At 70.1% G+C, this 25,746-nt stretch carries 26 protein-coding genes; 13 read left to right on the forward strand and 13 right to left on the reverse strand.

The genetic code is table 11. From position 1 onward, the window contains the following. Nucleotides 1-54: 54 nt before the first annotated feature. The 3 genes from AB0H54_RS06450 to AB0H54_RS06460 are packed head-to-tail and all read left to right on the forward strand — an operon-like array spanning nucleotide 55 to nucleotide 2,104. Nucleotides 55-1,011, forward strand: a complete 957-nt coding sequence (locus AB0H54_RS06450) for a CoA ester lyase (RefSeq protein WP_355276329.1) — start codon at nucleotides 55-57, stop codon at nucleotides 1,009-1,011. A gap of 12 nt (nucleotides 1,012-1,023) precedes the next feature. Further along, a complete protein-coding gene (locus AB0H54_RS06455; RefSeq protein ID WP_019048869.1) occupies nucleotides 1,024-1,518 on the forward strand; it encodes a general stress protein in 495 nt (164 codons plus the stop codon). 4 nt (nucleotides 1,519-1,522) lie between these two features. Further along, the gene (locus AB0H54_RS06460) at nucleotides 1,523-2,104 is read left to right on the forward strand and encodes a suppressor of fused domain protein (RefSeq protein WP_357343217.1); all 582 of its coding nucleotides are present in this window, start codon (nucleotides 1,523-1,525) and stop codon (nucleotides 2,102-2,104) included. On the opposite strand, the gene AB0H54_RS06465 is transcribed toward AB0H54_RS06460, so the two are convergent. Further along, on the reverse strand, nucleotides 2,101-3,159 hold the full coding sequence (locus AB0H54_RS06465) for a magnesium and cobalt transport protein CorA (protein WP_355276564.1): 1,059 nt from the start codon (nucleotides 3,157-3,159) through the stop codon (nucleotides 2,101-2,103). The two genes, AB0H54_RS06460 and AB0H54_RS06465, sit on opposite strands and share 4 nt — an antisense overlap. A 94-nt stretch (nucleotides 3,160-3,253) precedes the next feature. Here AB0H54_RS06465 and AB0H54_RS06470 point away from each other — a divergent pair, with 94 nt between their 5' ends. The 5 genes from AB0H54_RS06470 to AB0H54_RS06490 all read left to right on the forward strand — a co-directional run bounded on the left by AB0H54_RS06470 (nucleotide 3,254) and on the right by AB0H54_RS06490 (nucleotide 7,880). Next, a complete protein-coding gene (locus tag AB0H54_RS06470) occupies nucleotides 3,254-4,108 on the forward strand; it encodes a PHP domain-containing protein (protein WP_357343219.1) in 855 nt (284 codons plus the stop codon). After that, the gene (locus tag AB0H54_RS06475) at nucleotides 4,105-4,371 is read left to right on the forward strand and encodes a hypothetical protein (protein ID WP_355276325.1); all 267 of its coding nucleotides are present in this window, start codon (nucleotides 4,105-4,107) and stop codon (nucleotides 4,369-4,371) included. The genes AB0H54_RS06470 and AB0H54_RS06475 overlap by 4 nt, the downstream gene beginning before the upstream one ends. A 51-nt stretch (nucleotides 4,372-4,422) precedes the next feature. Beyond that, nucleotides 4,423-5,967, forward strand: a complete 1,545-nt coding sequence (locus AB0H54_RS06480; protein ID WP_357343221.1) for an FAD-binding protein — start codon at nucleotides 4,423-4,425, stop codon at nucleotides 5,965-5,967. 474 nt (nucleotides 5,968-6,441) lie between these two features. Continuing rightward, nucleotides 6,442-7,599, forward strand: coding sequence for an NADP-dependent malic enzyme (locus AB0H54_RS06485; RefSeq protein WP_355276562.1), 1,158 nt, complete (start codon nucleotides 6,442-6,444; stop codon nucleotides 7,597-7,599). A gap of 71 nt (nucleotides 7,600-7,670) precedes the next feature. After that, nucleotides 7,671-7,880: an Arc family DNA-binding protein gene (locus AB0H54_RS06490; protein WP_355276321.1), complete on the forward strand. Its 210-nt coding sequence runs from the start codon at nucleotides 7,671-7,673 to the stop codon at nucleotides 7,878-7,880. Between the two features lie 42 nt (nucleotides 7,881-7,922). Here the strand turns inward: AB0H54_RS06490 and AB0H54_RS06495 are convergent, their stop codons facing one another. The 4 genes from AB0H54_RS06495 to AB0H54_RS06510 are packed head-to-tail and all read right to left on the reverse strand — an operon-like array spanning nucleotide 7,923 to nucleotide 11,351. Continuing rightward, nucleotides 7,923-8,630, reverse strand: a complete 708-nt coding sequence (locus AB0H54_RS06495; RefSeq protein ID WP_357343222.1) for an ABC transporter permease — start codon at nucleotides 8,628-8,630, stop codon at nucleotides 7,923-7,925. Continuing rightward, nucleotides 8,627-9,298: an ABC transporter permease gene (locus AB0H54_RS06500; protein WP_357343224.1), complete on the reverse strand. Its 672-nt coding sequence runs from the start codon at nucleotides 9,296-9,298 to the stop codon at nucleotides 8,627-8,629. Before AB0H54_RS06500 ends, AB0H54_RS06495 begins: the two co-directional genes overlap by 4 nt. Beyond that, nucleotides 9,286-10,443, reverse strand: coding sequence for an ABC transporter ATP-binding protein (locus tag AB0H54_RS06505; RefSeq protein ID WP_357343225.1), 1,158 nt, complete (start codon nucleotides 10,441-10,443; stop codon nucleotides 9,286-9,288). Before AB0H54_RS06505 ends, AB0H54_RS06500 begins: the two co-directional genes overlap by 13 nt. A gap of 23 nt (nucleotides 10,444-10,466) precedes the next feature. Further along, on the reverse strand, nucleotides 10,467-11,351 hold the full coding sequence (locus tag AB0H54_RS06510) for an ABC transporter substrate-binding protein (protein WP_357344227.1): 885 nt from the start codon (nucleotides 11,349-11,351) through the stop codon (nucleotides 10,467-10,469). 246 nt (nucleotides 11,352-11,597) lie between these two features. Here AB0H54_RS06510 and AB0H54_RS06515 point away from each other — a divergent pair, with 246 nt between their 5' ends. After that, complete coding sequence (locus tag AB0H54_RS06515; protein WP_357343227.1) at nucleotides 11,598-12,470, forward strand: glycine betaine ABC transporter substrate-binding protein; 873 nt, start codon at nucleotides 11,598-11,600, stop codon at nucleotides 12,468-12,470. 52 nt (nucleotides 12,471-12,522) lie between these two features. Here the strand turns inward: AB0H54_RS06515 and AB0H54_RS06520 are convergent, their stop codons facing one another. Genes AB0H54_RS06520 through AB0H54_RS06530 form a run of 3 tightly spaced genes read right to left on the reverse strand, consistent with a single transcriptional unit; the run spans nucleotide 12,523 to nucleotide 14,712 of the window. Then, nucleotides 12,523-13,749, reverse strand: a complete 1,227-nt coding sequence (locus AB0H54_RS06520; protein WP_357343229.1) for a DUF6596 domain-containing protein — start codon at nucleotides 13,747-13,749, stop codon at nucleotides 12,523-12,525. Further along, on the reverse strand, nucleotides 13,746-14,069 hold the full coding sequence (locus AB0H54_RS06525; protein ID WP_357344229.1) for a YciI family protein: 324 nt from the start codon (nucleotides 14,067-14,069) through the stop codon (nucleotides 13,746-13,748). Before AB0H54_RS06525 ends, AB0H54_RS06520 begins: the two co-directional genes overlap by 4 nt. A 46-nt stretch (nucleotides 14,070-14,115) precedes the next feature. Then, nucleotides 14,116-14,712 (reverse strand): dihydrofolate reductase family protein, encoded by a 597-nt coding sequence (locus AB0H54_RS06530; protein ID WP_357343231.1) that lies wholly within the window; start codon nucleotides 14,710-14,712, stop codon nucleotides 14,116-14,118. 176 nt (nucleotides 14,713-14,888) lie between these two features. Between AB0H54_RS06530 and AB0H54_RS06535 the strand changes: the two genes are divergently transcribed. The 3 genes from AB0H54_RS06535 (at nucleotide 14,889) to AB0H54_RS06545 (ending at nucleotide 17,983) form a co-directional block, all read left to right on the forward strand. Further along, complete coding sequence (locus tag AB0H54_RS06535) at nucleotides 14,889-15,593, forward strand: PadR family transcriptional regulator (protein WP_357343233.1); 705 nt, start codon at nucleotides 14,889-14,891, stop codon at nucleotides 15,591-15,593. A gap of 35 nt (nucleotides 15,594-15,628) precedes the next feature. Continuing rightward, entirely contained in the window at nucleotides 15,629-17,104 is a 1,476-nt protein-coding gene (locus AB0H54_RS06540; RefSeq protein ID WP_357343235.1) for a DHA2 family efflux MFS transporter permease subunit, read from the forward strand. Nucleotides 17,105-17,314: 210 nt separating this feature from the next. Further along, nucleotides 17,315-17,983: a cutinase family protein gene (locus AB0H54_RS06545; protein ID WP_355276302.1), complete on the forward strand. Its 669-nt coding sequence runs from the start codon at nucleotides 17,315-17,317 to the stop codon at nucleotides 17,981-17,983. A 122-nt stretch (nucleotides 17,984-18,105) separates the two neighbouring features. On the opposite strand, the gene AB0H54_RS06550 is transcribed toward AB0H54_RS06545, so the two are convergent. After that, nucleotides 18,106-19,866, reverse strand: a complete 1,761-nt coding sequence (locus AB0H54_RS06550; protein WP_357343237.1) for a molybdopterin-dependent oxidoreductase — start codon at nucleotides 19,864-19,866, stop codon at nucleotides 18,106-18,108. A gap of 115 nt (nucleotides 19,867-19,981) precedes the next feature. Here AB0H54_RS06550 and AB0H54_RS06555 point away from each other — a divergent pair, with 115 nt between their 5' ends. Next, nucleotides 19,982-20,407 carry a hypothetical protein gene (locus AB0H54_RS06555; RefSeq protein WP_357343239.1) on the forward strand — a complete coding sequence of 142 codons (426 nt, stop codon included), beginning with the start codon at nucleotides 19,982-19,984 and terminating at the stop codon, nucleotides 20,405-20,407. A gap of 49 nt (nucleotides 20,408-20,456) precedes the next feature. Here AB0H54_RS06555 and AB0H54_RS06560 read toward each other — a convergent pair whose 3' ends face one another. The 4 genes from AB0H54_RS06560 to AB0H54_RS06575 all read right to left on the reverse strand — a co-directional run bounded on the left by AB0H54_RS06560 (nucleotide 20,457) and on the right by AB0H54_RS06575 (nucleotide 25,685). Beyond that, the gene (locus tag AB0H54_RS06560) at nucleotides 20,457-22,250 is read right to left on the reverse strand and encodes a long-chain fatty acid--CoA ligase (protein WP_357343241.1); all 1,794 of its coding nucleotides are present in this window, start codon (nucleotides 22,248-22,250) and stop codon (nucleotides 20,457-20,459) included. A 92-nt stretch (nucleotides 22,251-22,342) separates the two neighbouring features. Continuing rightward, nucleotides 22,343-23,296 carry an alpha/beta hydrolase gene (locus AB0H54_RS06565; RefSeq protein WP_357343243.1) on the reverse strand — a complete coding sequence of 318 codons (954 nt, stop codon included), beginning with the start codon at nucleotides 23,294-23,296 and terminating at the stop codon, nucleotides 22,343-22,345. A gap of 17 nt (nucleotides 23,297-23,313) precedes the next feature. After that, the gene (locus tag AB0H54_RS06570) at nucleotides 23,314-24,147 is read right to left on the reverse strand and encodes an SDR family oxidoreductase (RefSeq protein ID WP_357343245.1); all 834 of its coding nucleotides are present in this window, start codon (nucleotides 24,145-24,147) and stop codon (nucleotides 23,314-23,316) included. After that, nucleotides 24,144-25,685, reverse strand: a complete 1,542-nt coding sequence (locus tag AB0H54_RS06575) for an NAD(P)/FAD-dependent oxidoreductase (RefSeq protein WP_357343247.1) — start codon at nucleotides 25,683-25,685, stop codon at nucleotides 24,144-24,146. Before AB0H54_RS06575 ends, AB0H54_RS06570 begins: the two co-directional genes overlap by 4 nt. Between the last annotated feature and the right edge of the window lie 61 nt (nucleotides 25,686-25,746).

Here is a 25,746-nt window from a genome sequence, read left to right on the forward strand (position 1 = left end):
AACGGCCGGTCACGACACGCCACGGCCGGTGTGACGAACAAAGGAGGAGGGCCCATGAAGCCCCGCCGATCTGTGCTGGCCGTACCCGGCAGCAACCCCAAGATGATCGCCAAGGCCAAGGGCCTGCCGGTGGACGAGGTGTTCCTCGATCTCGAGGACGCCGTCGCGCCGGGCGCGAAGACCGCGGCCAGGGCGAATATCGTCGCCGCGCTGAACGAACCGGGCTGGGGCTCCCAGCTGCGGGTGGTCCGGGTCAACGACTGGTCGACCGAGTGGACCTACGCCGACGTGATCACCGTCGTCGAGGGCGCCGGCGCGGCGATCGACGCGATCCTGCTGCCCAAGGTGACCGACGCGGGCCAGGTGCACGCGCTGGACCTGCTGCTCACCCAGCTGGAGAAGGCGAGCGGCCTCGAGGTCGGCCGGATCGGCATCGAACCGCAGCTGGAGAACGCCATCGGCCTGCGCAATATCGACGCGATCGCCACCGCGAGCCCGCGGGTGCAGGCGCTGGTGTTCGGCCCGGCCGACTTCATGGCCAGTATCAATATGCGCACGCTGGTGGTCGGCGAGCAGCCGGTGGGCTACGACGTCGGCGACGCCTACCACCACATCCTGATGACCATCCTGCTCGCCGCCCGCGCGCACGGTCTGCAGGCGATCGACGGCCCCTACCTGCAGGTCCGCGACGTCGACGGGTTCCGCCGGGCGGCCGGGCGCACCGCCGCGCTCGGTTTCGACGGCAAGTGGGTGCTGCATCCCGACCAGATCGACGCCTGCAACGAGATCTTCAGCCCGCGCCAGGCCGACTACGACCGCGCCGAACTGATCCTGGAGGCCTACGCCTTCCACACCTCCGCCGCGGGCGGCGCTCGTGGCGCCGTCATGCTGGGCGATGAGATGATCGATGAGGCCAGCGCGAAGATGGCGCAGGTCATAGCGGAGAAGGGGCGAGCTGCGGGAATGACGCGCACAACGCGTTTCACTCCGCCACAGCCGGTCCAGAACTAGCAGAATGGGACTATGACGAATCCCTTGGGCAACCCGAATCGCGGACGGCAGGCGTTGCCGACGCCGCCGTCGGGCTGGCCGGTCGGCTCGTATCCGACCTACGCCGAGGCGCAGCGCGCGGTCGACTACCTGGCCGACGGGCAGTTCCCGGTGCAGGACGTGACCATCGTCGGCGTCGACCTCATGCAGGTCGAGCGGGTGCTGTACCGGCTGACCTGGGGCAAGGTCATCGGCGGCGGCGTGGTCTCCGGCGCGTGGCTCGGCCTGTTCCTCGGTCTGTTACTGAGCCTGTTCACCACGACCGGCGGTGCCCTCGGCCCGCTGGTCGTCGGTCTGCTCGGTGGCATCGTGTTCGGCGTGATCACCACCTCGATTCCGTACGCGGCCACCAAGGGCCAGCGCGACTTCGCCTCCACCATGCAGCTGGTGGCGGGCCGCTACGACGTGCTGTGCGACCCGAAGACCGCCGAGCGCGCCCGCGACATGCTGGCCCGATTGGCCCTGTGACGCAATGGATGTGACGGACACGGTCCGCACCGCGGTGCTGGACCACTTCGGCGTGCAACGCGCCCAGGTCGACTCGGCCTCGGTGACCTTCCTCGGGCTGGAACCGATCGAGATCCTGCGCATCCCCGGCGACGGCGCGGTGCACTACGCGACACTGGGCGGATCACGCCATCCGATGGGCGATCCCGCCGATCTGCTGGCCGACCCGGTCCGCGGTCCGCGCGCCGAACTGGTGCTGACGCTGCTGCTGAGCGCGGGCCCGCAGGCGGGCGTCGTCCGTTCGCTCGGCGTGCTCATCGCGACCCCCTCGGTGGAAGGCGTTGTGCTCCAGGCGGACGCGCTGCTCGACCTGGGGGAACCGCTGTGGCACAACGCCGTCTTCACCGCGGTGCTGCTCGGCGAGAGCGACATCGCCGAGATCGCGCTGCCCGAACCCGCCGAGCCGGTGCGGTATCTCAGCGTCGTCCCGATCACCGCGACCGAGGCCGCCTGGGTCCGCGTCCGCGGCGCGCAGGCGCTGCGCGACGCCTGGGCCGAGGCGGGCATCGATATCCGCGACCCGGCGCGCGGCGCGGTGAACCTCTAGATCCACTTGCTGCGGCGGAAGCTGCGGAACAGGACCCCGCAGACGACGGCCATGATGATCAGCACCACCGGATAGCCCCAGGGCTGGTGCAGTTCCCACATGTGGTCGAAGTTCATGCCGTAGACGCCGGCGATCATGGTCGGCACCGCGGCCATGGCGGCGTAGGCGGCGATCTTGCGCATGTCGGTGTTCTGCTGGACGCTGATCTTGGCCAGCGCCGCGTTCACCAGGCCGCTCAGCGATTCGTCGAAGTAGGTGATGTGCTCGGTGACGCTGGTGTGGTGATCGGCCACGTCGCGCAGGTAGCGGCGGATCTCCTTGGGCACCGGCAGCTCCGGGTTGTGCACGAGCATCTGCAGCGGTTGCCCCAACGGCGAAACGGCCCTGCGTAATTCGACCACTTCCCGCTTGAGCTGGTAGATCGCCCCGATGCCGATCTTGGAGGCGGGGGTGAACACCGCCTCCTCCATCTCGTCGATATCGGACTCGACCGATTCGGAGACCTCGACATAGGAGTCGACGACGTGGTCGGCGACGGCGTGCAGGACCGAGCACGGGCCCAGCCGCAGCTGGTCGGGGGTGCCCTCGAGTTCGTGGCGCACCCCGGCCAGTCCGGTGTGCTCGCCGTGGCGCACGGTGATCGCGAAATGCGGTCCGGTGAAGACCATGATGTCGCCGGTCTCGACGATCTCGCTGATCGCGTGGATGTCGTGTTCGACGTAGCTGACGGTGCGCATCACCAGGAACAGCGTGTTGTCGTAGCGCTCCAGCTTGGGGCGCTGGCGGCCCTGCACCGCGTCCTCCACCGCGAGCGGGTGCAGCCCGAAGATCTGGGCGACCTCGGTCATCTGGCCCTCGTCGGGATCGTGCAGTCCGAGCCAGACGAAACCGGAATCGGTCTTGGCCGCCGCCTTCAGCGCCTGCTCGGGGGTGAAGTGGCCGGGCAGCCGTTTCCCCTCGACGTAGACGCCGCAGTCCACGATGGCGCGCGCGGTCGGCACGGGAATCCGTGGCCGCGTCGGCCCGGCCCGGCCGGGCCCGCGGAACGACGGCATCTGCGGTAGTGAAGGCACGAGGTGGATGCTACGGGCGGCGCCGTCTCGGTGGAGGACTGCGCGCCGGTCGAGACGGCACTGTAAGACTGAGGGTGTGCGCATCGATCTGCATACCCATTCGACGGCTTCCGACGGCACCGACAGCCCGGCGGAGCTGGTCCGGAACGCCGCCGCGGCCGGCCTCGACGTCGTCGCGATCACCGATCACGACACCACCGCGGGCTGGGCCGAGGCCGAGGCCGCCCGCCCGGCGGGCCTGACGCTGGTGCGCGGCATGGAGATGTCGTGCCAGGGGATGGGCGAGGACGGCTGGCCCGTCCCGGTGCATCTGCTGGCCTACCTGTTCGATCCCACCGACCCCGGCTTCGCGGAGGAACGCGAGCGGCTGCGGGCCGAGCGGGTGGCCAGGGTGCGCGCGATGGCCGACAAGATGGTCGCCGACGGGCTGCCCATCGATCCCGACGCGGTCCTCGCCGGCGCGGGCCCGGCCGCGGGGCGTCCGCATCTGGCGCGGGCGCTGGTCGAGGCCGGCGTGGTCGAGAGCGTCGACGCCGCGTTCCACGAACTGCTCGCCCCGCACGGCCCCTACTACGCCGAGAAGGCCGACACCCCGCTGACCAGGGCCGTCGGGCTGATCGCGGCCGCGGGCGGGGTCAGCGTGCTCGCGCATGTGCGGGCCCGTAAGCGCGGCAGGCTGCTCGCGCTCGACGAGATCCGCGACCTCGCCGCCCTCGGCCTCGGCGGTCTCGAGATCGACCATCCCGATCACAGCGCCGCCGATCGCGCGGTGCTGACCGATCTCTCGGCCGAGCTCGGGCTGCTGCGCACCGGGTCCTCGGACTACCACGGCAGCAACAAGACCATCGAGATCGGCGCGTGCCGGACCGATCCCGAACAGTTCGAGGCGCTGATCGGCAAGGCGAGCGGGGTGCCGGTGATCGCCCCGTGACGGTGGTGCGCGGGTTCAGCGGACTGGTCGCGGGCGGGGTGGTCGTCCTGCTCTGCGTGGTGATCGGGGCCGCGGTGATGGGCTCGCGCCGGGACTTCCCCGGCCCGGGGGCCGAGTCGCTGACCTGGCATGTGCTCGCGGCGGTGGTCGTCGTCGCCGCCCAGCTCTACGCCGATCGGAACCGGGGCGTCGCCGCGTTCACCGCCTCGGCGATCGTGTTGATCACGACCGGTGCACTGCTTTGGACACAATGGTGGAGTTGACGAGCGCGTAATGGTTGCGCCCGGGTGAACTGTCCCCGAATATTTCTCTTTGTGAGCAACATCGAGACGGATGTTCTGATCCTCGGCGGCGGACCCGCCGGGTTGTGGGCCGCCGTCTCGGCGGCCGCGGGCGCGCGGGTCGTCCTGGTCGACAAGAGCCGGTGCGGGTCCAGCGGCCCGACGGTCTACGGCAGCACCATGATCTGGGACGTCGCGCCCGGTCACAGCCGCGCCGACGTCGTCGACACGGCGCTGGCCCGTGGCGGCGGCCTCGGTGACGCGGACTGGCTGCACCGCGTCGTCGACGAGACCCACCGTCGCCTCCAGGTCTGGTCCGGCACCCGGCACCGGGCGCCCGACACCGCGGGCGGCGATCCGCCGGTGGTGCACCTGGACGGCGCGAGCTACCTGCGCAGGCTGCGCCGGGGCGCGCTGGAGGTGGGCGTGCGCATCCTCGATCATCATCCGGCCCTGCAACTGCTCGTCGACCCGGCGGGCACGGTGGTCGGCGCGGCGGGCATCCAGCGGCACAACCGGTTCCGGCCGTGGACGATCCGGGCGGGTGCGGTGGTCGTCGCCACCGGTGGCTGCGCGTTCCTGTCCGGCGGCGCGGGCACCGAGGTGAACACCGGCGAGGGCCTGCTGATGGCGGTCGAGGCGGGCGCCGAGCTGTCCGGGATGGAATTCTCCAGCGCCTACGGCCTGGCCCCGGTGCTGTCGCGGGTGCATCCGAATCCGGCTGTCGCCCCCGGCCTCTCGGTGCGCTTCGCCGCGCTCTACGACGAGGCGGGCGCGGAACTGCCCGGCCGGTACCCGGCGGCCCTGGCCGCGCTCGCCGACGGCGGGCGGGTCTTCGCGGCGCTGCACGAGGTGCCCGACACCGTCCGGCACTGGCTGAGCAGGCACGGCGCGGTCGACGCGGCGGGCCGGGTGCCGGTGCGCGCGGTGCTCGAGGGCACGGTCCTCGGCGCGGGCGGGGTGGCGCTGACCGGACCCGACTGCGCGACCACCGTGCGCGGGCTGTACGTCGCGGGCGCCGTCGCCGGGCGTGAGGTCGTCACGGGGGCCGCGGGCGCGACCGGCGGCCTGAGCGGTGCCTGGGCGCTGGCCTCGGGGACCTGGGCGGGCGAGGGCGCCGCCGCCTTCGCGGTGGCCAACGAGCGCGCGACCAGCGCGCGGCCGGTCCCCGGCGCCGGTCTCGGGCTGCACGCGCACATCGATCCGCGCTCGGTGATCGGGCTGGTGCAGGAGCACACCCTGCCGCTGCGGCGCAGCTACCGGCGCAGTGCGGGTAGCCTGGCCGACAGCATCGCCGAGCTGGATGCCATGTGGCCGGGCGCGCAGTTCGAGCTGGGCGGTCTCGGGGCCGAACAGGTCAAGGCCAGGCAGGCGGCGGCGCTGCTCGCGGTCGCGCGCTGGGCCGGTTACAGCGCGCTGGTGCGCACCGAGACCCGTGGTATCCACCGCCGGATCGACCACCCGCAGGCCGCGCCGGAGTGGCAGGTGCGCCAGCGCTGTGGTGGGCTGGACGCGGTGTGGGTGCGCCGCGTCGCGGTGGACGATCAGCTCACCGCAGGCCGACCCGCCGCGGTGTGATTGTTCACCGGATGTTCCCCCTCAACTGCGAGTTTTCTCTAACGCCATGGCAATTCGCCGCGGATACCCTCGATCCATGACGCGCGGCCGGGTGACACACGGATCCGGTTTGGCAAGGAGTCGACCGGGCTGGCAGAATGTTGCGGATTCCCTGCCCTTGCCACCGCCGGGTTCGGGGACCATGGCGACCTTCCGCCCCGCGACGCACCGTCGCGGCCGAGGGCCGACCCGTATGTCCGACCGGACCACCCGTCCGGCTCCGCTCGGCGGATCAGTGTCGCGCCACGCGACCGGTTTTCTCCGGTATTCGCCCTGGCTGCGCACCCTATGAGCGTCATGCAATTCCGTAATCCCGATATACCCGGCGGTAACCGTCCCCCGGTTGAGTCCGACTCGAGCAGGAGTGAAATCGTGTCACCTGTGACTGACGCACCGAATGCCACCGCGGCGCCCCAGGCCGATGACGCAGCGAGCCTGGCTGCCATCACCCAAGACGAGATCTTCGCGGGTCACCTCGGCGGCAAGCTGTCGGTCGAGCTCAGCGCCCCGCTCGAGACCCAGCGTGATCTGTCGATCGCCTACACCCCCGGTGTGGCCCAGGTCAGCCGGGCGATCGCCGAGGACGCGGCGCTCACCAAGACCTACACCTGGACCGACCGCCTCGTGGTCGTGGTCAGCGACGGCACCGCCGTGCTCGGCCTGGGTGACATCGGCCCGCGCGCCTCGCTGCCCGTGATGGAGGGCAAGGCCGCGCTGTTCAAGAAGTTCGCCGGCCTGAACTCGATCCCGCTGGTGCTCGACACCACCGATCCGGACGAGATCGTCGAGACCCTGATCCGCCTGCGCCCGAGCTTCGGCGCGGTCAACCTCGAGGACATCTCGGCGCCGCGCTGCTTCGAGATCGAGCAGCGGGTCATCGAGGCCCTGGACTGCCCCGTCATGCACGACGACCAGCACGGCACCGCCATCGTGGTGCTGGCCGCCCTCAAGGGCGCTGCCGCGCAGCAGGGCCGCGACATGTCGGCGCTGAAGGTCGTGGTGTCCGGTGCCGGTGCGGCCGGTGTGGCCTGCGCCAACATCCTGCTCGCCGCCGGCGTGCCCGATGTGGTCGTGCTCGACTCCAAGGGCATCGTCAGCACCGGTCGGGACGGCCTCAACGGCGTGAAGGCCGACCTGGCCGCCCGCAGCAACCCGCGCGGCCTGACCGGTGGTGCCGCCGAGGCCCTGGCCGGCGCCGACGTGTTCCTCGGCCTGTCCGCGGGCACCATCCCCGAGGAGCTCATCGCCTCGATGGCGCCGGAGTCGATCGTGTTCGCCATGTCGAACCCGGACCCGGAGATCCACCCCGAGGTGGCCGCCAAGTACGCCGCGATCGTGGCGACGGGCCGCAGCGACTTCCCGAACCAGATCAACAACGTGCTCGCCTTCCCCGGCGTGTTCAAGGGTGCGCTGGACGCCGGCGCCCGCCGGATCACCGAGGGCATGAAGGTCGCCGCCGCCGACGCCATCTTCGGTGTCGTCGCCGGTGAGCTGGCCGTCGACCGGATCATCCCCAGCCCGCTGGACCCGCGCGTCGCGCCCGCGGTCGCCGAGGCCGTGGCCGAGGCCGCGCGCGCCGAGGGCGTCGCGTAGTTCCCTGATCGACCGAGAGCGCCCCGTTCCCCGGAACGGGGCGCTCTCGCGTTGTCTGGGATCATCGGGTGATGACCTCCCTCACCGTGCAGCTGCCCGACGAGGTGCACGCTCAGCTCGTCACCGCCGCCGAGGCCGATGGCCTGTCGATGAACGCGGCCGTGGTGACGGCCGTGCAGGAGTGGCTGCAGTCGCGAGCCCATCGGGCCCAGGAGCGCGCCCGGATGCAGCAGGTGCTGGCGGCCGATCCGCACCTGCGCGCGTTGCTCGGCGACGACTGACCCTCGCCACCGGCGACGGTCGACGACCCGGACCGGCCTGGACTACTCCGTGACCAGCGACGCGTCGGTGTCGACGATCGTCCCGCGCGCCAGCCGTCCGGTGCCCGGCGCGCTCACCCAGACCGCCGCCGCCAGCAGCGCGTCCAGCACCAGGGCGAGCGCCGCCACCAGGAGCGCGCCCACCAGGACCAGGTCGTAGCGATAGAGACCGATCCCGTCGAAGATGTAGCGGCCGAGCCCGCCGAGGTTGACGTAGGCGGCGATGGTCGCGGTGGCGACCACCTGCAGCGTCGCGGCCCGCAATCCGCCGAGGATCACCGGCAGGGCATTGGGCAGTTCGGCCCGGAACAGGATCTGCGGCTCGGTCATCCCCATCGCGCGCGAGGCGTCGACGACATCGGCGGGCACGTTCGCGATGCCCGCGTAGGCGCCCGCCAGCAGCGGCGGGACCCCGACGGTGATCAGGGCAAGCAGCGGCGGGATCAAGCCGAGCCCGAGCAGCAGCACCAGGAAGGTGAGCAGACCCAGCGTCGGCAGCGCGCGCATGGCGTTGGCGAAGCCGACCAGCAGCGCGCTGCCCCGCCGGGTGTGCCCGATGACCAACCCGAGCGGCACCGCGATCACCGCCGACAGCGCGACCGCCAGGACGCTGTACCAGAGGTGTTGCAGCAGCCGGGTGTCGATCCCGGCCGGGCCGCCCCAGTTCGCGCCGTCGCTCAGGTACTGCCAGGCGTCGACGAACAGATTCATGCCGGGTCCTCTCGCGGTGTCCGCTGCCCGCGCGCGTCGGCGCGGGTCCACGGGGTGGCGAGGCGGCCGAGCAGGAACACCAGCCGGTCGAAGATCAGCGCGAGCACGAGGGTGACGATGATGCCCGCCACGATCTGATCCGGATAGTCGCGCTGATAGCCCTGGGTGAACAGCTTGCCGAGTCCGCCGACCCCGATCAGCGCGCCCACCGACACCATCGCGATATTGGTGACCACCACGACCCGCAGCGTGGCGACGAACACCGGCAGCGCCAGCGGCAGGTCGACGGTGAGGGTGCGGCGCAACCGGCCGAACCCGATCGCGTCGGCGGCGTCGATCACCGTGGCGGGCACGGTGTCCAGCGCGGTCGGCACCGCGATCAGCAGCAGCGCCGTGGAATACACGGTGAGCGCGATGATCACATTGAGCGGGTCGATGGCCGAGATCCCGACCAGCGGCGGAATGATCACGAACAGGGCCAGCGAGGGAATCGTGTAGGCCAGGCTCGACACCGTCGTGGTGATCCGCCTGGCCCACCCGGCGCCCCGGATCACCGCGCCGACCGGGACCGCGATGACCAGCCCGAGTAGCAGCGGCACCAGCGCGAGCACCAGGTGGGTGCGGGTGATCGCCATGACCTCGGCGAAATTGTCGATCAGGTATCGCACGGCGCGTCCTGGTCGAAGAACTCCCGATTCCGTTCGGCGTCCTCGCGGCCACGCTGCTCGGCGAGCTGGGTGAGCACGTCGGTGGCCAGCAGCCCGCCGCGCACGGCGCCGGCGTCGTCGACGGCCACCCCGATGCCCGACGGCGAGGAGATCGCCGCGTCCAGCGCCTGGCGCAGGTCACCGTCCGGCGGGTACAGGGAGCCACCCGCGGACACGCCGGCGGACAGCGGTTTTCCGGCGCGGACGGCTTCCACCCCGGTCACGTCCACCCAGCCGCCGGGCTTGCCGTCGGCGTCGACCACCAGCGCCCACTCGCCCCGCGCCAGCCGGAGCCCGGCGACCCCGTCGGCCTCGACGGTCCGGATCGGCGCCAGCGCCACGGCGTCGGCGGTGCGGAACGACAGCGCGCGATAGCCGCGGTCCCGGCCGACGAACCCGGCGACGAAGTCGGTGGCGGGCTGGGCGAGGACCCGCTCGGGTGCGTCGAACTGCTGCAGCACCCCGCCGCGCCCGAAGACCGCGATCTTGTCGCCGAGGGTGATCGCCTCGTCGATGTCGTGGGTGACGAACACGATCGTCTTGTGCAGTTCGGCCTGCAGCCGCTGCATCTCGACCTGCAACTCCGCCCGCACCACCGGGTCGACGGCACTGAACGGTTCGTCCATCAGCAGCACCGGCGGGTCGGCCGCCAGCGCCCGCGCCACCCCGACGCGCTGCTGCTGACCGCCGGAGAGCTGCGCCGGATACCGGTCGGCCAGCGCGCGATCCAGCCCGACCCGGTCCAGGACCGCCAGCGCCGCGGACCGCGCGGACTTGCGGGAGGCGCCGAGCAGCATCGGCACGGTCGCCACATTGTCGATCACCTTGCGGTTGGGCAGCAGCCCGCCGCTCTGGATGACGTACCCGATGCCGAGGCGCAGTTTCACCGGATCGACCGTCGCGATATCGCGGCCGTCGATGTGGATGCTGCCCGCGCTCGGCGTCACCATCCGGTTGATCATCCGCATCGAGGTCGTCTTGCCGCAGCCGGACGGACCGACGAAGACGGTGAACGAGCCCGAGTCGATCCGCAGACTCAGGTCGCGCACCGCCCGCGTCCCGTCCGGATAGGTCTTGGCGATGCCGCGGAATTCGATATCGGACACGGATTCTCCTAGTGGGCGCTTGCCTAGCCGATCGGGGAGTCGAGTCCCTGCGCGGTGATCCAGGCGAGCGCGGCGGCCTTCGGTTCGATCTTGGCGTCGCCCGAGACCGCGGTATTGAGCGAGATCAGTTCGGTGGTGGTGAGTTTGGCCGACACCGCGTCGAGGACGGCCACCGCCTTGTCGGTCTTCTTCGCGGAGTTGAACAGCGGCACCACGTTCTGGGCGGCGAAATTGCTCTTCGGATCGGCCAGCACGACCAGGTTGTTCTGCGCGATCGCGGGTGAGGTGGTGAAGATATCGGCCGCGGTGACCTGGCCGTCGACCAGCGCGCGCACCGTCGCCGGACCGCCGCCGTCGGCGATCGGTACGAAATTCGCGTCGCTGATGTCGAGTCCGTAGTTCTTCTTCAGTCCGGGCAGTCCGCCGGGGCGCTGCGCGAATTCCGCGGGCGCGCCGAACTTCACCTCGGCCGAATGCGGCGCGAGGTCGGCGATGCTGCGCAGGTTCCACCGGTCGGCGGTCGCGCGGGTGACGACCACGGCGTCGGAATCCTGGCCGGGGGCGGGCGTGGCGATGGCCAGCTCGGAACCGAGCGCCGTGGTCAGCGCCGCGTTCACGTCGGCCTCGGAGGTGGCGGTCGCGTCCTTGTCGAGATATTGCAGCAGGTTGCCGGTGTATTCCGGGATCAGCGAGATCGCGCACTGGCGTAAGGCGGGAATGTAGGCCTCGCGGCTGCCGATGTTGAACTTCGTGTCGACCTTGAACCCGTTGATCCGCAGCACCTCGGTGTAGATATTGGCCACGGTCTCGGACTCGGGGAAATTGGCCGATCCGATGATCAGCGCGTCGCTGGCGCAATCGCCCTTGGCGGCCAGTGGGTCGGAGTTGCCGCAGGCGGACACGATCATGGCGGCGGCCAGCGCGACCGCGGCTGCCAGCACCCGGCCCGCCCGGACCGCGAAGCGGCGTGCCGGTCGACGTTGTCCGTGCGAAGAGGAGGCGAACGCGGTTTTCACTGGTGTCCTTCCGGCAAAGGCGGGCAGTGCGCTGTGCATGCGACCCGGGGGCCGCAGGTACATTCTGGTAGTTCATACTGCCCGCGTCGCGCCGAATTGCGTGGGTTGACCGCAAATACAGGAAGTTGGTGTCGCCGGATGGTGTCGCGCGGGGTGCGCCGGAAGCTGGCTGCGCTACTGGTCGCCACCTGGGCTTTCACCACTGTTTCGTGCGCCGGCGACGAGCCGCGCGAGGTGGTCGCGGTGGGCGCGGATTCCTCGGCCGAGGCGATTGTGCTCGCGGAGATCTATGCCCAGGCGCTGGCCCGCACCGGCACCCCGACCGCCGTCGTGCGCGGCTCGGACAACCCGCGGGCCGACCTCGACGCGGGCCGCATCGCGGTCCTGCCCGCCCGCGACGGCGCCCTGCTCGACCGCTGGAACCCGGTCGCGCCCGCCCGCACCCCCGAGGACGTGGTGGCCGCCGTCAACGCCTCGCTCCCGCAGGGCCTGTCGGCCTCCGACGCCGCCGACGGCACCGACCTGCGCTCCCGCTTCCTGGTCACCGAGGAGTTCGCCGCCCGCGACGGCATCCGCACGCTGGCCGCCCTGACCCCGCGCTGCGCCGACCTCACCGCCGGCTACACCGAGCTGCCCGGTTTCGCACCAACCACCCCGTCTCCCGTCACGATCGCCGGCTGCGCCTTCGCCACGACCACCCACTACCCGGACCCGGCGGCGCTACGGAAAGCTTTGCGGGAGGGCGAGATCCAGGTGGGCATCGTCAACGGACCACCCGCCGGCACCGCAGCCGACCTGGTCGTCCTCGACGACCCGAAATACGCCGTCCGCGCCCAGAACATCCTGGCCCTCTACCGCTCCGGCCACTTCGACCGCACCCAACTGAAGAAACTCAACTACGTAGCAGGCGAACTCACCACCGAGGGCCTCACCGACCTGATCCACCAGGTCGACACCGGCACCGACCCAGCCACCGCCGCCCGCACCTGGCTGGACGCCCACGGCCTCTAGCGGGTCGGCAATCGTTCGCCGAAATCTATTGAGAGACAACGATATCTGATCGTCACGTGCCCAGCTGGTCGCGGCGGCGGGTCAGGTGGGTGATCTCGGCGGGGTTGGTGGCCAGGTCGATGGCGGTGTCGTAGGCGGCGCGGGATGCGCGGCTGTGGCCGAGTCTGCGGAGCAGGTCGGCGCGGGTGGCGTGGAAGACGTGGTAGCCGTGCAGGGTGTCGGTGAGGCGGTCGACGGTGGCCAGGGCTACCTCGGGGCCGTCGGGTTCGGCGACCGCGATGGCGCGGTTGAGGGCGACGATGGGGGAGGGGTCCAGGCGGACGAGTTGGTCGTAGAGAGCGACGATCTGGGACCAGTCGGTGTCGCGGATATCGCGGGCCGAGGTGTGGACGGCGTTGATCGCCGCGAGGATCTGGTAGCGGCCGGGCGGCACCCGGGTGGCGAGGCGCTCGCGGACGAGCCGGTGGCCCTCGGCGATCAGCGCCCGGTCCCACGCTCCCCGATCCTGGTCGTCGAGCGCGACCAGTTCGCCGCTCGAGGACAGCCGGGCGCCGCGGCGTGCCTCGGTGAGCAGCATCAGCGCCAGGAGTCCGGCCACCTCGCCGTCGCCGGGCAGCAGCTCACGGATCAGCCGGGTGAGCCGGATCGCCTCGGCGGTCAGGTCGCTCCGGACGGGGTCGGCGCCGGGCCCGGTCGACAGATAGCCCTCGTTGAACACGAGGAACAGCACCGCGAGCACCCCCGAGACCCGGGCGGGCAGGTCCGCCGCCGACGGCACCCGGTACGGAATGCCCGCCGTCTTGATCTTGGTCTTCGCGCGGGTGATCCGCCTGCCCATGGCGCTCTCCTGCACCAGGAAGGCCCGCGCGATCTCGGGCACGGTCAGCCCGCCGACCATCCGCAGCGTCAGCGCGACCCGGGCTTCCATCGCCAGCGCCGGATGGCAGCAGGTGAAGATCAGCCGCAGCCGCTCGTCCGCGATGACGCCGGGCGGTTCGGCGTCGTGGTCGTCGAGCATCCGGGCCTCCCTGTGTTTGTCGTCGCGCTTGTGCTCCCTGCGGATCCGGTCGATGGCCTTGCGCTGGGCGGTCGTGGTCAGCCAGCCGCCGGGGTTGGGCGGCACCCCGTCGACGGGCCAGCGCTCGACGGCGATCGCGAACGCCTCGGCCGCCGCCTCCTCGGCGATGTCGAGATCGCCGAACCGGGCGGCCAGCGCCGCGACCACCCGGGCCCACTCCGCGTGGTGGGCCCGGGTGATCGCCGCGTCGACGCCGTTCACAGAAACGGCCGCACCTCGACCTTGCGATGGCAGGCCTTCGATCCCTCGGTGGCGAGCGCGAGCGCCACATCGAGATCGGCGGCCTCGACGACCCAGAAGCCGATCAGGAATTCCTTGGACTCCACGAACGGCCCGTCGGTGACGATCGGCTCGTCACCCCGGTTGTCCACGACCGTGGCGGTGCCGGGCTCGCCGAGGCCACCGGCGAAGACCCAGTAGCCCTCGGCGATCAGCTTGTCGTTGAACACGTCGATCGCGGCCTCCTCCGCGGGCGTGGCCAGGGTGGGCCGGTCGTGGATCACGGACAGCAGGTACTGCATCACGCATCATCTCCTTCGGTTCGAGAGTTGCCCACCGGACTCGGGATCAAGCCTTGCGCACCGGGTAGCGCAGATGGGTGACCCCGACGCCCGCGGTCACCGCCGGGTCGCCGAGCCACACCGGCGCACCGGCGAGCCGATCGAACAGCCGCACCCCCGACCCGAGCAGCACCGCCGCGATGTCGACGTGGATCTCGTCGATCAGCCCCGCGTTCAGGCACTGCTGGATGGTGTCGGCGCCGTGGACGCCGACTGACTTGCCCGCCGCGGCCGCGACGGCCTGCCGCACCGCGCTCTCGAGCCCGTCGGTGACGAAGTGGACAGTCGAATCCGGCCGCAGCCACCCGTCCGGGACCCGATGGGTGAGCACGAAGGCGGGTCCCCACCCGTGCCGTCCGCCCCAGCCGTGGGCGACCTCGAACGTGCGCCGTCCGGTGAGCATGGCGCCGAGTTCGGCGGTGAGCGCCCGCAGGTGCCCGGCGCTCGGCGCGGAGACCCGGAACGTCATCGGATCGGCGCCACCGGTGGGGACTTCGACGTCTCCCGAGGAGAAGTACCAGTCGAACACCTCGGCGACGCCGTCGTCCGGGTCGGCGACGAAGCCGTCGAGGGACATGGACATGAGTGCGACAACCTTGGTCATCATCTGCTCCTGATCAGTCGGTATGAAGCTCCTTCACCCCTACTACGAACACGATCGCCCCGATCGGACACCGAAGTACCGAAAAGTTCGCTTGCCAGTCACTGTTCCGCTCCGTATATTCCTACTGGAATATTTGGTGTGGAACATGGACCTGCGCCGACCGCGCGGGAGTGGAGGTGAGCGTTGTGGGACAGCCGGGTCGCAACGCGATGACGCCGTTGGCCATCGCGGTTCTCGCGTCGCTGGACGAGCGGCCCATGCATCCGTACGAGATGTATCAGGTGCTGATGGCCCGCCGGGAAGACCTGCTGGTCAAGGTGCGGCCGGGATCGCTGTATCACGCGGTGGCCCGGCTGGCGGCCGACGAGCTGGTCCGCGCCGAAGGCACCGAACGCGAAGGCAATCGACCCGAACGGACCACCTACCGGATCACCGACACCGGTCGCGACGCGCTGCGCGGCCGCATCACCGAACTGCTCCGCGCCCCAGTCCAGGAGTATCCGATCTTCCGGGTCGCCCTCGCCGAGGCGCACACCCTGCCCGCCGAGCAGGTCGTCGCCCTGCTCCGCGAGCGGGCCGGGCGGCTGGGCGAGGCGGTGACCGATGTCGACGCCATGATCGCGTGGGCGAGAGCGCACCGGATCCCGCGCCGGTACTGGTTCGTCCTCGAGTACATCCAGGCGACGATCCAGGCGGAACTGACCTGGATCGAGCGGTTCGCCGCCGACCTCGACGCCGGTGAGATCGAGTGGGAGATCTTCGATCCCGACACCGGCGAACGCGTCACCGACAGCGGTGACACCACCCACGAATGGCCGCCGGGGGACCACCCCGATGCCGCGCCGCGACCCAGGTGGGCGGCCGGCGCCGCCCGCGACTGATATCCCGAGCTCATCTTCCGATAGGAACGAATTCGATGACCACCCAACGTAATCCGTGGCTGGCGCTGTTCGCGCTGGTGGTCGGGTTCTTCATGATCCTGCTGGACATGACGATCGTCGCGGTCGCCAACCCGGCGATCATGAAGGACCTGAGCACCGACATCTCCAACGTCATCTGGGTGACCAGCGCCTACCTGCTCACCTACGCGGTGCCGCTGCTGGTCACCGGCCGGCTCGGTGACAAGTTCGGCCCCAAGAACATCTACCTGATCGGCCTGGCGATCTTCACCGCCGCGTCGCTGTGGTGCGGTCTGTCCGGGTCCATCGGCATGCTGATCGCCGCGCGCGCCGCGCAGGGCATCGGCGCCGCGCTGATGACCCCGCAGACCATGGCCGTCATCACCCGCACCTTCCCGCCGGACAAGCGCGGCGCCGCGATGGGCCTGTGGGGCGGCGTCGCCGGGCTCGCGACGCTGGTCGGCCCGATCCTGGGCGGCGTGCTCGTCGACAACCTGGGCTGGGAGTGGATCTTCTTCGTCAACGTCCCGGTCGGCATCATCGCCTTCGGCCTGGCCGTGTGGCTGGTGCCCGCGCTGCCGACCAGCGACCACCGGTTCGACCTCGTCGGCGTGGTGCTCAGCGGTATCGGCATGACGGCGCTGGTCTTCGGTATCCAGGAGGGCAACACGCAGGACTGGTCGCTGCGGATCTGGCTGCTGATCGGGTTCGGCGTGCTCATGCTGATCGCGTTCGTGATCAACCAGGCCCGCAACCGCGGCGAACCGCTGGTGCCGATGAGCCTGTTCCGCGACCGCAACTTCTCGCTGTCGAACCTGGCCATCGCCGCGATGGGCGCCGCGGTCACGTCGATGATGGTGCCCTCGTACTTCTACCTGCAGGCGGTGCGCGAGATGTCGCCGACGGTCTCGGCGCTGGTGTTCGCGCCGATGGCGATCGTCACCGGCTTCGCGGCGCCGTTCGTCGGCAAGTTCTCCGACCGGCTGCCGCCGCGGCTGGTGCCGACCATCGGCTTCACCCTGTTCGCCGGGTCGACGTTCGCCTTCGCCGCGCTGATGAAGCCGGATTCGCAGATCATCTGGTTCCTGCTCGCCGCGGCCGTCGCCGGTCTGGCCAACGCCTGCATCTGGGCGCCGCTGGCCTCCACGGCCACGCACAACCTGCCGGTCACCCAGGCCGGTGCGGGCGCCGGTGTCTACAACACCACCCGCCAGGTCGGCTCGGTGCTCGGTAGCGCCGCGATCAGCGCGTTGATCGCGGCCCGCCTGACCGCCAACGGCCTCGGCGGCGGCGCTCCGGTCGGCGAGGGCGCGGCCACCGGCCCGCTCCCGCCACAGATCCTCGACGAGTTCAGCACCTCACTGGCCCAGTCCATGCTGCTGCCCGCCGCCATCCTGATCATCGGCGTGATCGCCTCGGCCCTCTTCGTCGGCCACGGCGAATCGGGCGCCACCCCGAAGCCCGAACTGGCCAAGGCCGACGCGGGCGCCTGACCCGTCGCGCCGCTGCCCGTCCCGCCGTGCGCGAGACGGGCAGCGCTCGTTCCGGCGCCGAACCCGGCCCGGTCAGCACGATGCCGGTGCCGACACCAGCGCTTTCGCGGGCGCCGCGCCGGTGACCTGGGGTGTTGCCGACGCGGCGAGGTGGGTAGTCTGCCCGGAATGACAGCACGTTCTCTTTCGCGATTCGTGTCTGCAGCACTCATGGCAGCCGCGATTCCGCTGGTATCGCCCATCCACTCCGCGACAGCGGCGTCGTGTTCCGACATCGAGGTGGTGTTCGCGCGCGGCACGGCCGAGCCCGGTGGTGAGCTCGGTTTCACCGGCGCGTCGTTTGTCGAAGCGGTCCGCCTGAACTCCGGTGGCCGCTCGGTCGGCGCCTACGGAGTCGACTATCCCGCGAGCAGTGACTTCGCCGACCGGCTCGCCTTCGCCCGCACCGTGGTGCGCGGCATCAACGACGCCCAGCGGCGGGTCGAGTACATCGCCGCCAACTGCCCGAGCACGCGGATCGTGCTGGGCGGGTACTCCCAGGGCGCGGCGGTCGCCGGGTTCGCCACCGGCACCGGGGTGCCCGAGGGGGTGCCGCTGGAGTACCAGTCGCATCTGCCCGCGCCGCTGGCGCCCGAGGTGGCCGAGCACGTCGCCGCGGTCGCGCTGTTCGGGAAACCGTCGGATCGGTTCCTGGCCGATGCCGGCGCGCCCGCCGTGGTGATCGGCGCGCCCTACGCGGGCAAGACCATCGACCTGTGCATCGATGCCGACAACATCTGCGACGGTTCCCCGCTCGGCCAGCCCAATGCCCTGCACACCCTCTACAGCGTCAACGGAATGACCCTCACCGCGGCGCAATTCGCGGCGCAGCGGTTCTGAACGACGAGTAGCGGAAGGCCGGTCGCGGATGCGCGACCGGCCTTCCGGCTGTCAGGTCGGTGCGTCAGCGCCGACGGGCTGAATTGCCGACGACCGAAGGGCTGACGGGACGAACCGTTCGATCAGGCGACCTGCAGGGTGACGGTCGGGTACCCGGTCGCCCCGTCCGGTACGACATCCTGCTCGACCGCGGTCTGCGGCACCCCGGTGTTGTCGATCGCGCGGGCGCGGATGGTGTGCGGCCCGGTGGTGGCGTCCCAGTCGTAGACCCACTGGCGCCACGTGTCGATCGAGACCTCGGTCGAGAGCCGGGCGGGTCGCCACTCACCGTTGTCGATCTGCACCTCGACGCCGGTGATGCCGCGGTGCTGCGCCCAGGCGACGCCCGCGATCGTGGTGCGGCCCTGCGGAATCCGGCCGCGCCCGCGTGGGGTGTCGATCCGGGTGCCGGTCTTGATCGGGCCCTGCGCCGACCACCCGCGCCGCGTCCAATAGGCGGTGGCCCTGTCGAACCGCGTCACCTCGAGCTCGGTGACCCACTTGGTCGCCGAGACGTATCCGTAGAGGCCGGGCACCACCAGTCGCGCCGGGTAGCCGTGCTGGACCGGCAGTGGAGCGCCGTTCATCCCGATCGCCAGCAGCGCGTCGCGGCCGTCGGTGAGCGCGGCCAGCGGACTGCCCGCCGTCCAGCCGTCCTTGCTGTGCGAGAGCACCATGTCGGCGTCGGGGTGCGGGCCCGCCTCGGCGAGCAGTTCGTCGAGGCGGTAGCCGAGCCAGCGGGCGTTGCCGATCAGATCGCCGTTGATCGGATTGGACACACAGGCCAGCGTCACCAGGTGTTCCACCGGCGTGCGGCGCGCGAGATCGTCCCAGGTGAGCCGGATTTCGCGGTCGACCATGCCGTGGATGCGCAGCGACCAGTCCGCGGTGGAGACCTGGGGAAGGATCAGCGCGGTATCGATCCGGTAGAAATCGTCGGCGGGCGTGAGATACGACGTGAGTCCTGGCACGCGCAGGTCCGCGTCGGCGGGAAGCTCGGGTAGCGGCGTTGCGGGACCGGGCAATTCGACGGTGGACCGCTCGGCCGTCACATCGGTCCGCGCACCACCGAGCAACCTTCCTGCGAGCCCGGCACCGATCGCCATCACCCCGGTCGCGGCGATCCCGCCCAGCACCCGCCGTCGCCCGGCGGTCACCGCCACGCGCGACTCCTCCGCCGCGATCGCAGCCCGGCCCGTGGTGGCGCCCCGGCCGATGGCTGTCTCTCCCGAGGCATCCGCTGTGGTCGCGCTGCTGCCGGTGGCTGTCGCGCCCGAGCTACCGGCTGTGATCGCGCCGCCGGCGACGGGCGCTCGGTCGGTCGCGCCGTCCGGCGATTCGCCGCCGAGCGCCTTGGCGCCGTCGTCTGGCCCCACACCGCGGCCGACTCCCGGTTCCACGCCCGTCGATGCGGGCGGTGATGGCATGGCATCGATGCGTCGGGCGAGCCCCCGCAACACGAGAATCCCTGCCGCGGTGCCGATCAGCGCGGGCAGGGCACCGCTGATTCCGCCGATCCGCCCGGCCCCGATGACCGCCGCGACCACCCCGAAGACCGCGAACACGATCGATCCGACCGGCCGGGTGACCCGCTCGAGCCACCCGGCCAGACCGGCGACCACCGCCGCCACCACGCCCATGCACACGAACAGCACGGCCTTGTCGTTGCGGCCGAAGCTCTGGATCGCCCACTCGCGCAGGCCGTCCGGCGTGTGGTCGACGACGGTCGCGCCGAGCGCGTACGCGGGCGCGCTGCCCGCACCGGTGAACACCGCGACCAGCTCGGCCACGCCGAGGACCAGCGCGGCCGCCGCGATTCCGGCCGCTACCCGCAACAACGCCATGTCAGCGAGCCTACGTCGCCGAGACCGATCTGTGACGACGGAACAGCTGTCCTCGGCCGCCGGTGAAAACTACACTCCGTAGTAGAACTGAATCCGTCCTCGGCAGGAGGCTCCCATGCCCGAGACCACAGCACCCGAGACCACCCTGCGCGCGGCCACCGCCGTGTTCGCCGTCGCCCTCGTCGTCCACGGCGCCGACCATCTCCGCCGGGGGATGGACGCCACCTCGGCCCTGGTCAACGCGCTCGGCACCCTGCAACTCCTGGCGGCCCTGCTTGTCGTCGTCCTGGTGTTCCGGCGGCACTCCGCGGCCCCGCTGGCCGCGGTGGTCGTCGGCTTCGCCAGCGCGGCGGGCTTTTTCGTCGTGCACCTGCTGCCGGATTGGTTCGGCCCGCTCAGCGACAGCTTCGTCGACGCGCCGGTCAGCGCGAACGTCACCGGGTTCTCCTGGTTCGCGGCTCTGTTCGAGATCGCCGCCGATCTCGCGGTGGGCCTGGCCGGACTGCGCGTCCTGCGCGAACGGTCCGCGGCCGTCGCCTGAAACGCCGAAAGGCCGGCTGCGCGAACGCAACCGGCCTTCCGGACGGGGATTACGAGTAGATCTTGTCGACCTCGCCCGCGTACTGCTTCATGACGACGGCGCGCTTGAGCGACATCTTCGGGGTGAGCTCGCCACCCTCCTGGGTCCAGTCGACCGGGAGGATGCGGATCTTCTTGATCGCCTCGGCCTTGGAGACCTTCTTGTTGGTCTCGTCGACCGCGGCCTGCACCTCGGCGACCAGCGTCGGGTTCTCGATCAGGCTCTCGATCGCGGTGTCGGCGGCGACGCCGTTGCGCTCCTTCCAGCCCGGCAGTGCCTCCGGGTCGAGGGTGATGAGCGCGCCGATGAAGGGCTGGCCGTCACCGACGACCATGACCTGGCTGATCAGCGGGTGCGCGCGCAGGGAGTCCTCGAGCACGGCGGGGGAGACGTTCTTGCCGCCCGCGGTGACCAGGATTTCCTTCTTGCGGCCGGTGATGGTGATGAAGCCGTCGGCGTCGATGGCGCCGAGGTCACCGGTCTTGAACCAGCCGTCCTCGAACGAGTCCGCGGTGGCCTCCGGGTTGCCCCAGTAGCCGCCGAACACGACCGAGCCCTTGAGCAGCAGCTCGCCGTCCTCGGCGATCTTGGCCGCGTGGCCCTGGATCGGACGACCCACCGAACCGACCCGGATGAACTGCGCGGTGTTCACGCTGAACGCGGCGGTGGACTCGGTCAGGCCGTAGCCCTCGTAGATGGTGACGCCGACGCCACGGAAGAAGTGGCCGAGGCGCGCGCCCAGCGGGCCGCCACCGGACACGGCGGCCAGGCACTGACCACCGAGCGCGGCGCGCAGCTTGCTGTAGACGAGCTTGTCGAAGACGAAGTGCTTCAGCTTCAGGATCAGGTCGGGGCCGCCCTTTTCGAGCGCCTCGCTGTAGGCGATGGCGGTGTCGGCGGCGGCGTCGAAGATCTTGCCCTTGCCGCCGTCGTGCGCCTTCTGCTTGGCCGAGTTGTAGACCTTCTCGAACACGCGCGGCACCGAGAGGATGAAGTCCGGCTTGAAATCGCCGAACTGCTCCACCAGGGTCGTCCAGTCCGAGCTGTGCCGGACGATCACCTTGGAATCGAAGGCGATCAGCGCGACCGCGCGGGCGAACACGTGCGCCAGCGGCAGGAACAGCAGGGTCTTCTGGCCCTCGGAGACGAAGGCGGCCAGCTCGATGCCGCCCGAGCGCGACTCCGCGTACAGGTTCGCGTGGGTCAGCTGGACGCCCTTGGGCTTGCCCGTGGTGCCCGAGGTGTAGATCAGGGTGGCGGGCGAGGCCGCGCCGACCTGCTTGCGGCGCTCGTGCACGACGGCGTCGTCGAGGTCGGCGCCACGCTCGGTGAGCTGCTCGATCGCGCCCTTGTCGATCTGCAGGGTCTCGGCCAGCGCGGGCAGCGAACCGGCTTCGATCTCGTCGATCGTGGCGCGGTGCTTGTCGTTCTCGACGACCAGCAGCTTGGTCTCGGAGTCCTGCAGGATCCACTTGGCCTGCTCGGCGGCCGAGCTGTCGTAGATCGCGACGGTGACGCCACCGGCGGCCCAGATCGCGAAGTCCAGCAGGGTCCACTCGTAGCGAGTGGCTGCCATGATGGCGACGCGGTCGCCGAGTTCGATGCCGGAGGCGATCAGGCCCTTGGCGACGCCGGTGACGGCCTTCTCGAACTGCTTCGCCGTGACGTCGTTCCAGCCGCCGCTGCCGTTCGGGACGTTGAACAACACCGTGTTCGGCGTCTCCGCGGCGAAGCGGAAGACGTTGTCGGAATTGTTCGCATCGTCCGGGATGGTGTAGGAAGCCGGAACTTCGAACTCTCGCATCAGTGCCCTTCCAGTGGGTTCTACTCGCCAGTAATCTACGACACGTTCGGGCGGGCCGCGATATCGCCGTCCGAAAATCCTGTCACCAGGACTTATCGTAAATCGTCGATCGAAACTGGCTGGATTGCTTCTCGCAGGAATTCTGCGAGTTCGCTGAGTGCCAGCGCTGCCTCGGTGACCAGCGCGGCCTGCAGTTGCGCGACATGCCAGAGGCCGCGGGTTTCGGTGAAGCGGACGTGCACACCCGCGCCACGCAGGGCCGAGACGAGCTGACAGCACTGATCGTGTAACAGTTCGCTCACATCGGCCTGCACGTAGGTGGGAGGCAGTCCGATGAGGTTTCCGGTGAGCGGAGCGTAGCCCGCATCGGTTGCGGCGCCGTCGCCGAGGTAGTAGGCGGCGCACGCCTGCGACCACGCCCGGTTGATCACCAGGTCGCGGCTGCGGCTCGGCACCTGGGTGGGGTCGACCCAGGGCGCGATGAGGCCCAGCGCGGCGGGCGTCATCTGGTGCCGTTCGAGCAGTCGCTGGGCCAGCGCGAGCGCCAGGCCGCCGCCCGCCGAGTCACCGGCGAGGCAGATCTGGTCCGGCCGGTAGCCGACGTTCTCCACCAGGTCGAGGAACGCCGCTTCGGCGTCGTCGAGGCCGGCGGGCAGCGGATGCTCGGGGGCGAGCCGGTAGTCCAGCGAGTACACCGCGCAGGAACTGTCCCTGGCCAGCCGCGCGACCAGCGAGCGGTGGGTGGCCAGCGACCCGACGACGTATCCGCCGCCGTGCAGGTACAGGATCGCGCCCGCGGCGCGCTCCGGCGGGACCGCCCTGGTCAGCGAACCGGGGATGGCGGTCTCGGCGATGACCCGCTCGGCCGGGCGGCCGCCGAGCTGCAGATGCTGCACGACGGAACCGTCGGGCATCGGCTGCAGCACGGAGGCCACGTCGAGCAGGGTGCGCTGCACCGCCACCGGCAGCCGCGCGTTGAGCGTGACCCGGAAGATCGGATCCAGCACCGCACGGGCGATCGGCAGCGGGATGGTGAACTCGCGCATGGCGTTTCCTAGTCGCGTCAGTGCGGCATGAAGCGGCCGTTGACGACGGCCGAGATCCGGTTGTACCCCGAAGCCAGGAAGCGCACGCTCACGTCGAGCATCTTGGCCTCCCAGCCGATCAGCACGCGCGAGTGACCCTTGCGCACACCCTCGGTGATGGTCTGCGCGGCCATCTCCGGGCTGTGGATCGCCAGGTACTTGTCGAACAGCGAGGCGGTGTTGGCGCCGTCGATGCCCTCGGCGTAGGTGGCGTTGCGGGCCACGGCGGTCTTGATGCCGCCGGGATGCACACAGGTGACCTTGACCGGCGCCTTGGCGATCTTCATCTCCTGGTACAGCGCCTCGGTGAAGCCGCGCACCGCGAACTTGGCCGAGTTGTAGGCCGCCTGGCCGGGCACGGTGACCAGGCCGAACAGGCTCGACACGTTGACGACGTGGCCGTCACCGGACTCGATCAGCATCGGCAGGAACGCCTTGGTGCCGTTGACGACGCCCCAGAAATCGACGTCCATGATGCGTTCGATGTCTTTGAAGTCGGTCTTGACCACGTCACCGTGGTAGGCGATGCCCGCGTTGTTGTAGATCTGGTGCACGACGCCGAAGTGCGCCTTCACCGAGTCGGCGTAGAGCAGGAACGCCTCGCGCTCGGCGACATTGAGCCGGTCGGCCTTGACCTGCGCGCCCAGTCCCTCGACGATGCGCACGGTCTCGGCCAGGCCCTCGGCGTCGATGTCGGACAGCGCCAGCTTGGCGCCGCGCCGGGCCAGGTTCTCGGCCAGCGCCCGGCCGATGCCGGAGCCCGCGCCCGTGATCACACAGACTTTGTTCGTGAAGTAAGCATCATTGCTCACTGTGCTGCCACCACTTTCAGTTCGGTGTCGGAGTCGGTCGAAGAAGTCGTGTCGTAGGCAGCGACATCGAAATTCTTGGTCAGCCTACGGAACTGGAAGGTGAAATCGGGCCACAGCGTGGTGTTGTTGCCGTGCTTGTCCAGGTACCAGCTGGCGCAGCCGCCGTTCATCCAGACGCTGTCGGCCATCTTCGCCTGCAACTCGGCGTTGTACTCGCGGACCGCGTCCTTGCGGACCTCGACGGTGCGCAGGCCCTGCTTGTCGATGGTGGCCAGCGCGTCGGCGACGTAGTTGATCTGCGACTCGATCATGAACACCATCGAGGTGTGGCCGAGGCCGACGTTCGGGCCGAGCAGGAAGAACATGTTCGGGAAGTTCTCGATGGTCGAGCCCTTGTAGCCGCGCTGGCCGACCTCGTCGAACTGCTCGGACAGGGTCTGCCCGGTGCGGCCGGTGATGGTCTCGAAGGCGGGCGAGTCGGTGACGTGGAAGCCGGTGGCCACGATCAGCGCGTCGATCTCGCGCTCGGTGCCGTCCTTGGTGACGATCGAGCCGGCCTTGACCTCGGTGATGCCCTCGGTGATCACCTCGACGTTGTCGCGGTCGATCGCCGGGTAGTACTCGTTGGAGATCAGCATGCGCTTGCAGCCGATGCGGTAGTTCGGGGTGACCTTGGCCCGCTTGACCGGGTCGCGGACCTCGGCCAGCAGCTTGCCGCGCGAGATGGTCTCGAAGATCTTCATCAGCGCGGGGTACTTGGCCAGGCCGACGACCTGGGTCTCGCGGGCGGCGTAGATGGCCGCGCGGGACAGTCGCTGCACGCCGGGAATGTACTTGAACGCCAGGCGTTCCGGCAGGAAGTACGGGCGATCCATGCGCGGCAGCAGCCACGGCGCGGTGCGCTGGTAGAGGTCGAGGTGGGCGACCTTGCCCGCGATGGCGGGCACGATCTGGATGGCCGAGGCGCCGGTGCCGATCACCGCGACGCGCTTGCCCGCGAGCTCGACATCGTGGTCCCAGCGGGCCGAGTGGAAGATCTCGCCCTTGAACTCGTTGATGCCCTTGATGTCGGGCAGCGACGGCTCACACAGGGCGCCGACCGCGGAGACCACGGTGTCGGCGGTGAAGTCGCCCCTACTGGTGGTGATCTCCCAGCGGGCGGTCTCGGCGTTCCAGCGCATACCGAGCACATCGCAGTCGAACAGGTGCTTGTCCAGCACGTTGTTCTTCTCGGCGACGCCACGGATGTAGGCCTGGATCTCGCCCTGCTTGGAGAACGAGCGCGACCAGTCGGGGTTCAGCGCGAACGAGTAGGAGTACAGGTGCGACGGCACGTCGCACGCGGCGCCGGGGTAGGTGTTGTCCCGCCAGGTACCGCCGACATCGCTGCCGCGCTCCAGGACGAGGAAATCCTCGGCGCCCTGCTGGCGCAGCCGGATGGCCATTCCGAGGCCCGCGAACCCACTGCCGACGATGATCGTCTTGAGGTGGCGGGCGCCGCGGTCGGCGACAACTTTGTCTGTAACCTTGCGACTCATGTAATGCAGACTACGTTCTTATTGAGCGGGAGTCAACAGCTATTGAATCAGATTCAGTAGC

The sequence above is a fragment of the Nocardia sp. NPDC050718 genome, assembly GCF_040654235.1.
GTDB lineage: Bacteria > Actinomycetota > Actinomycetes > Mycobacteriales > Mycobacteriaceae > Nocardia.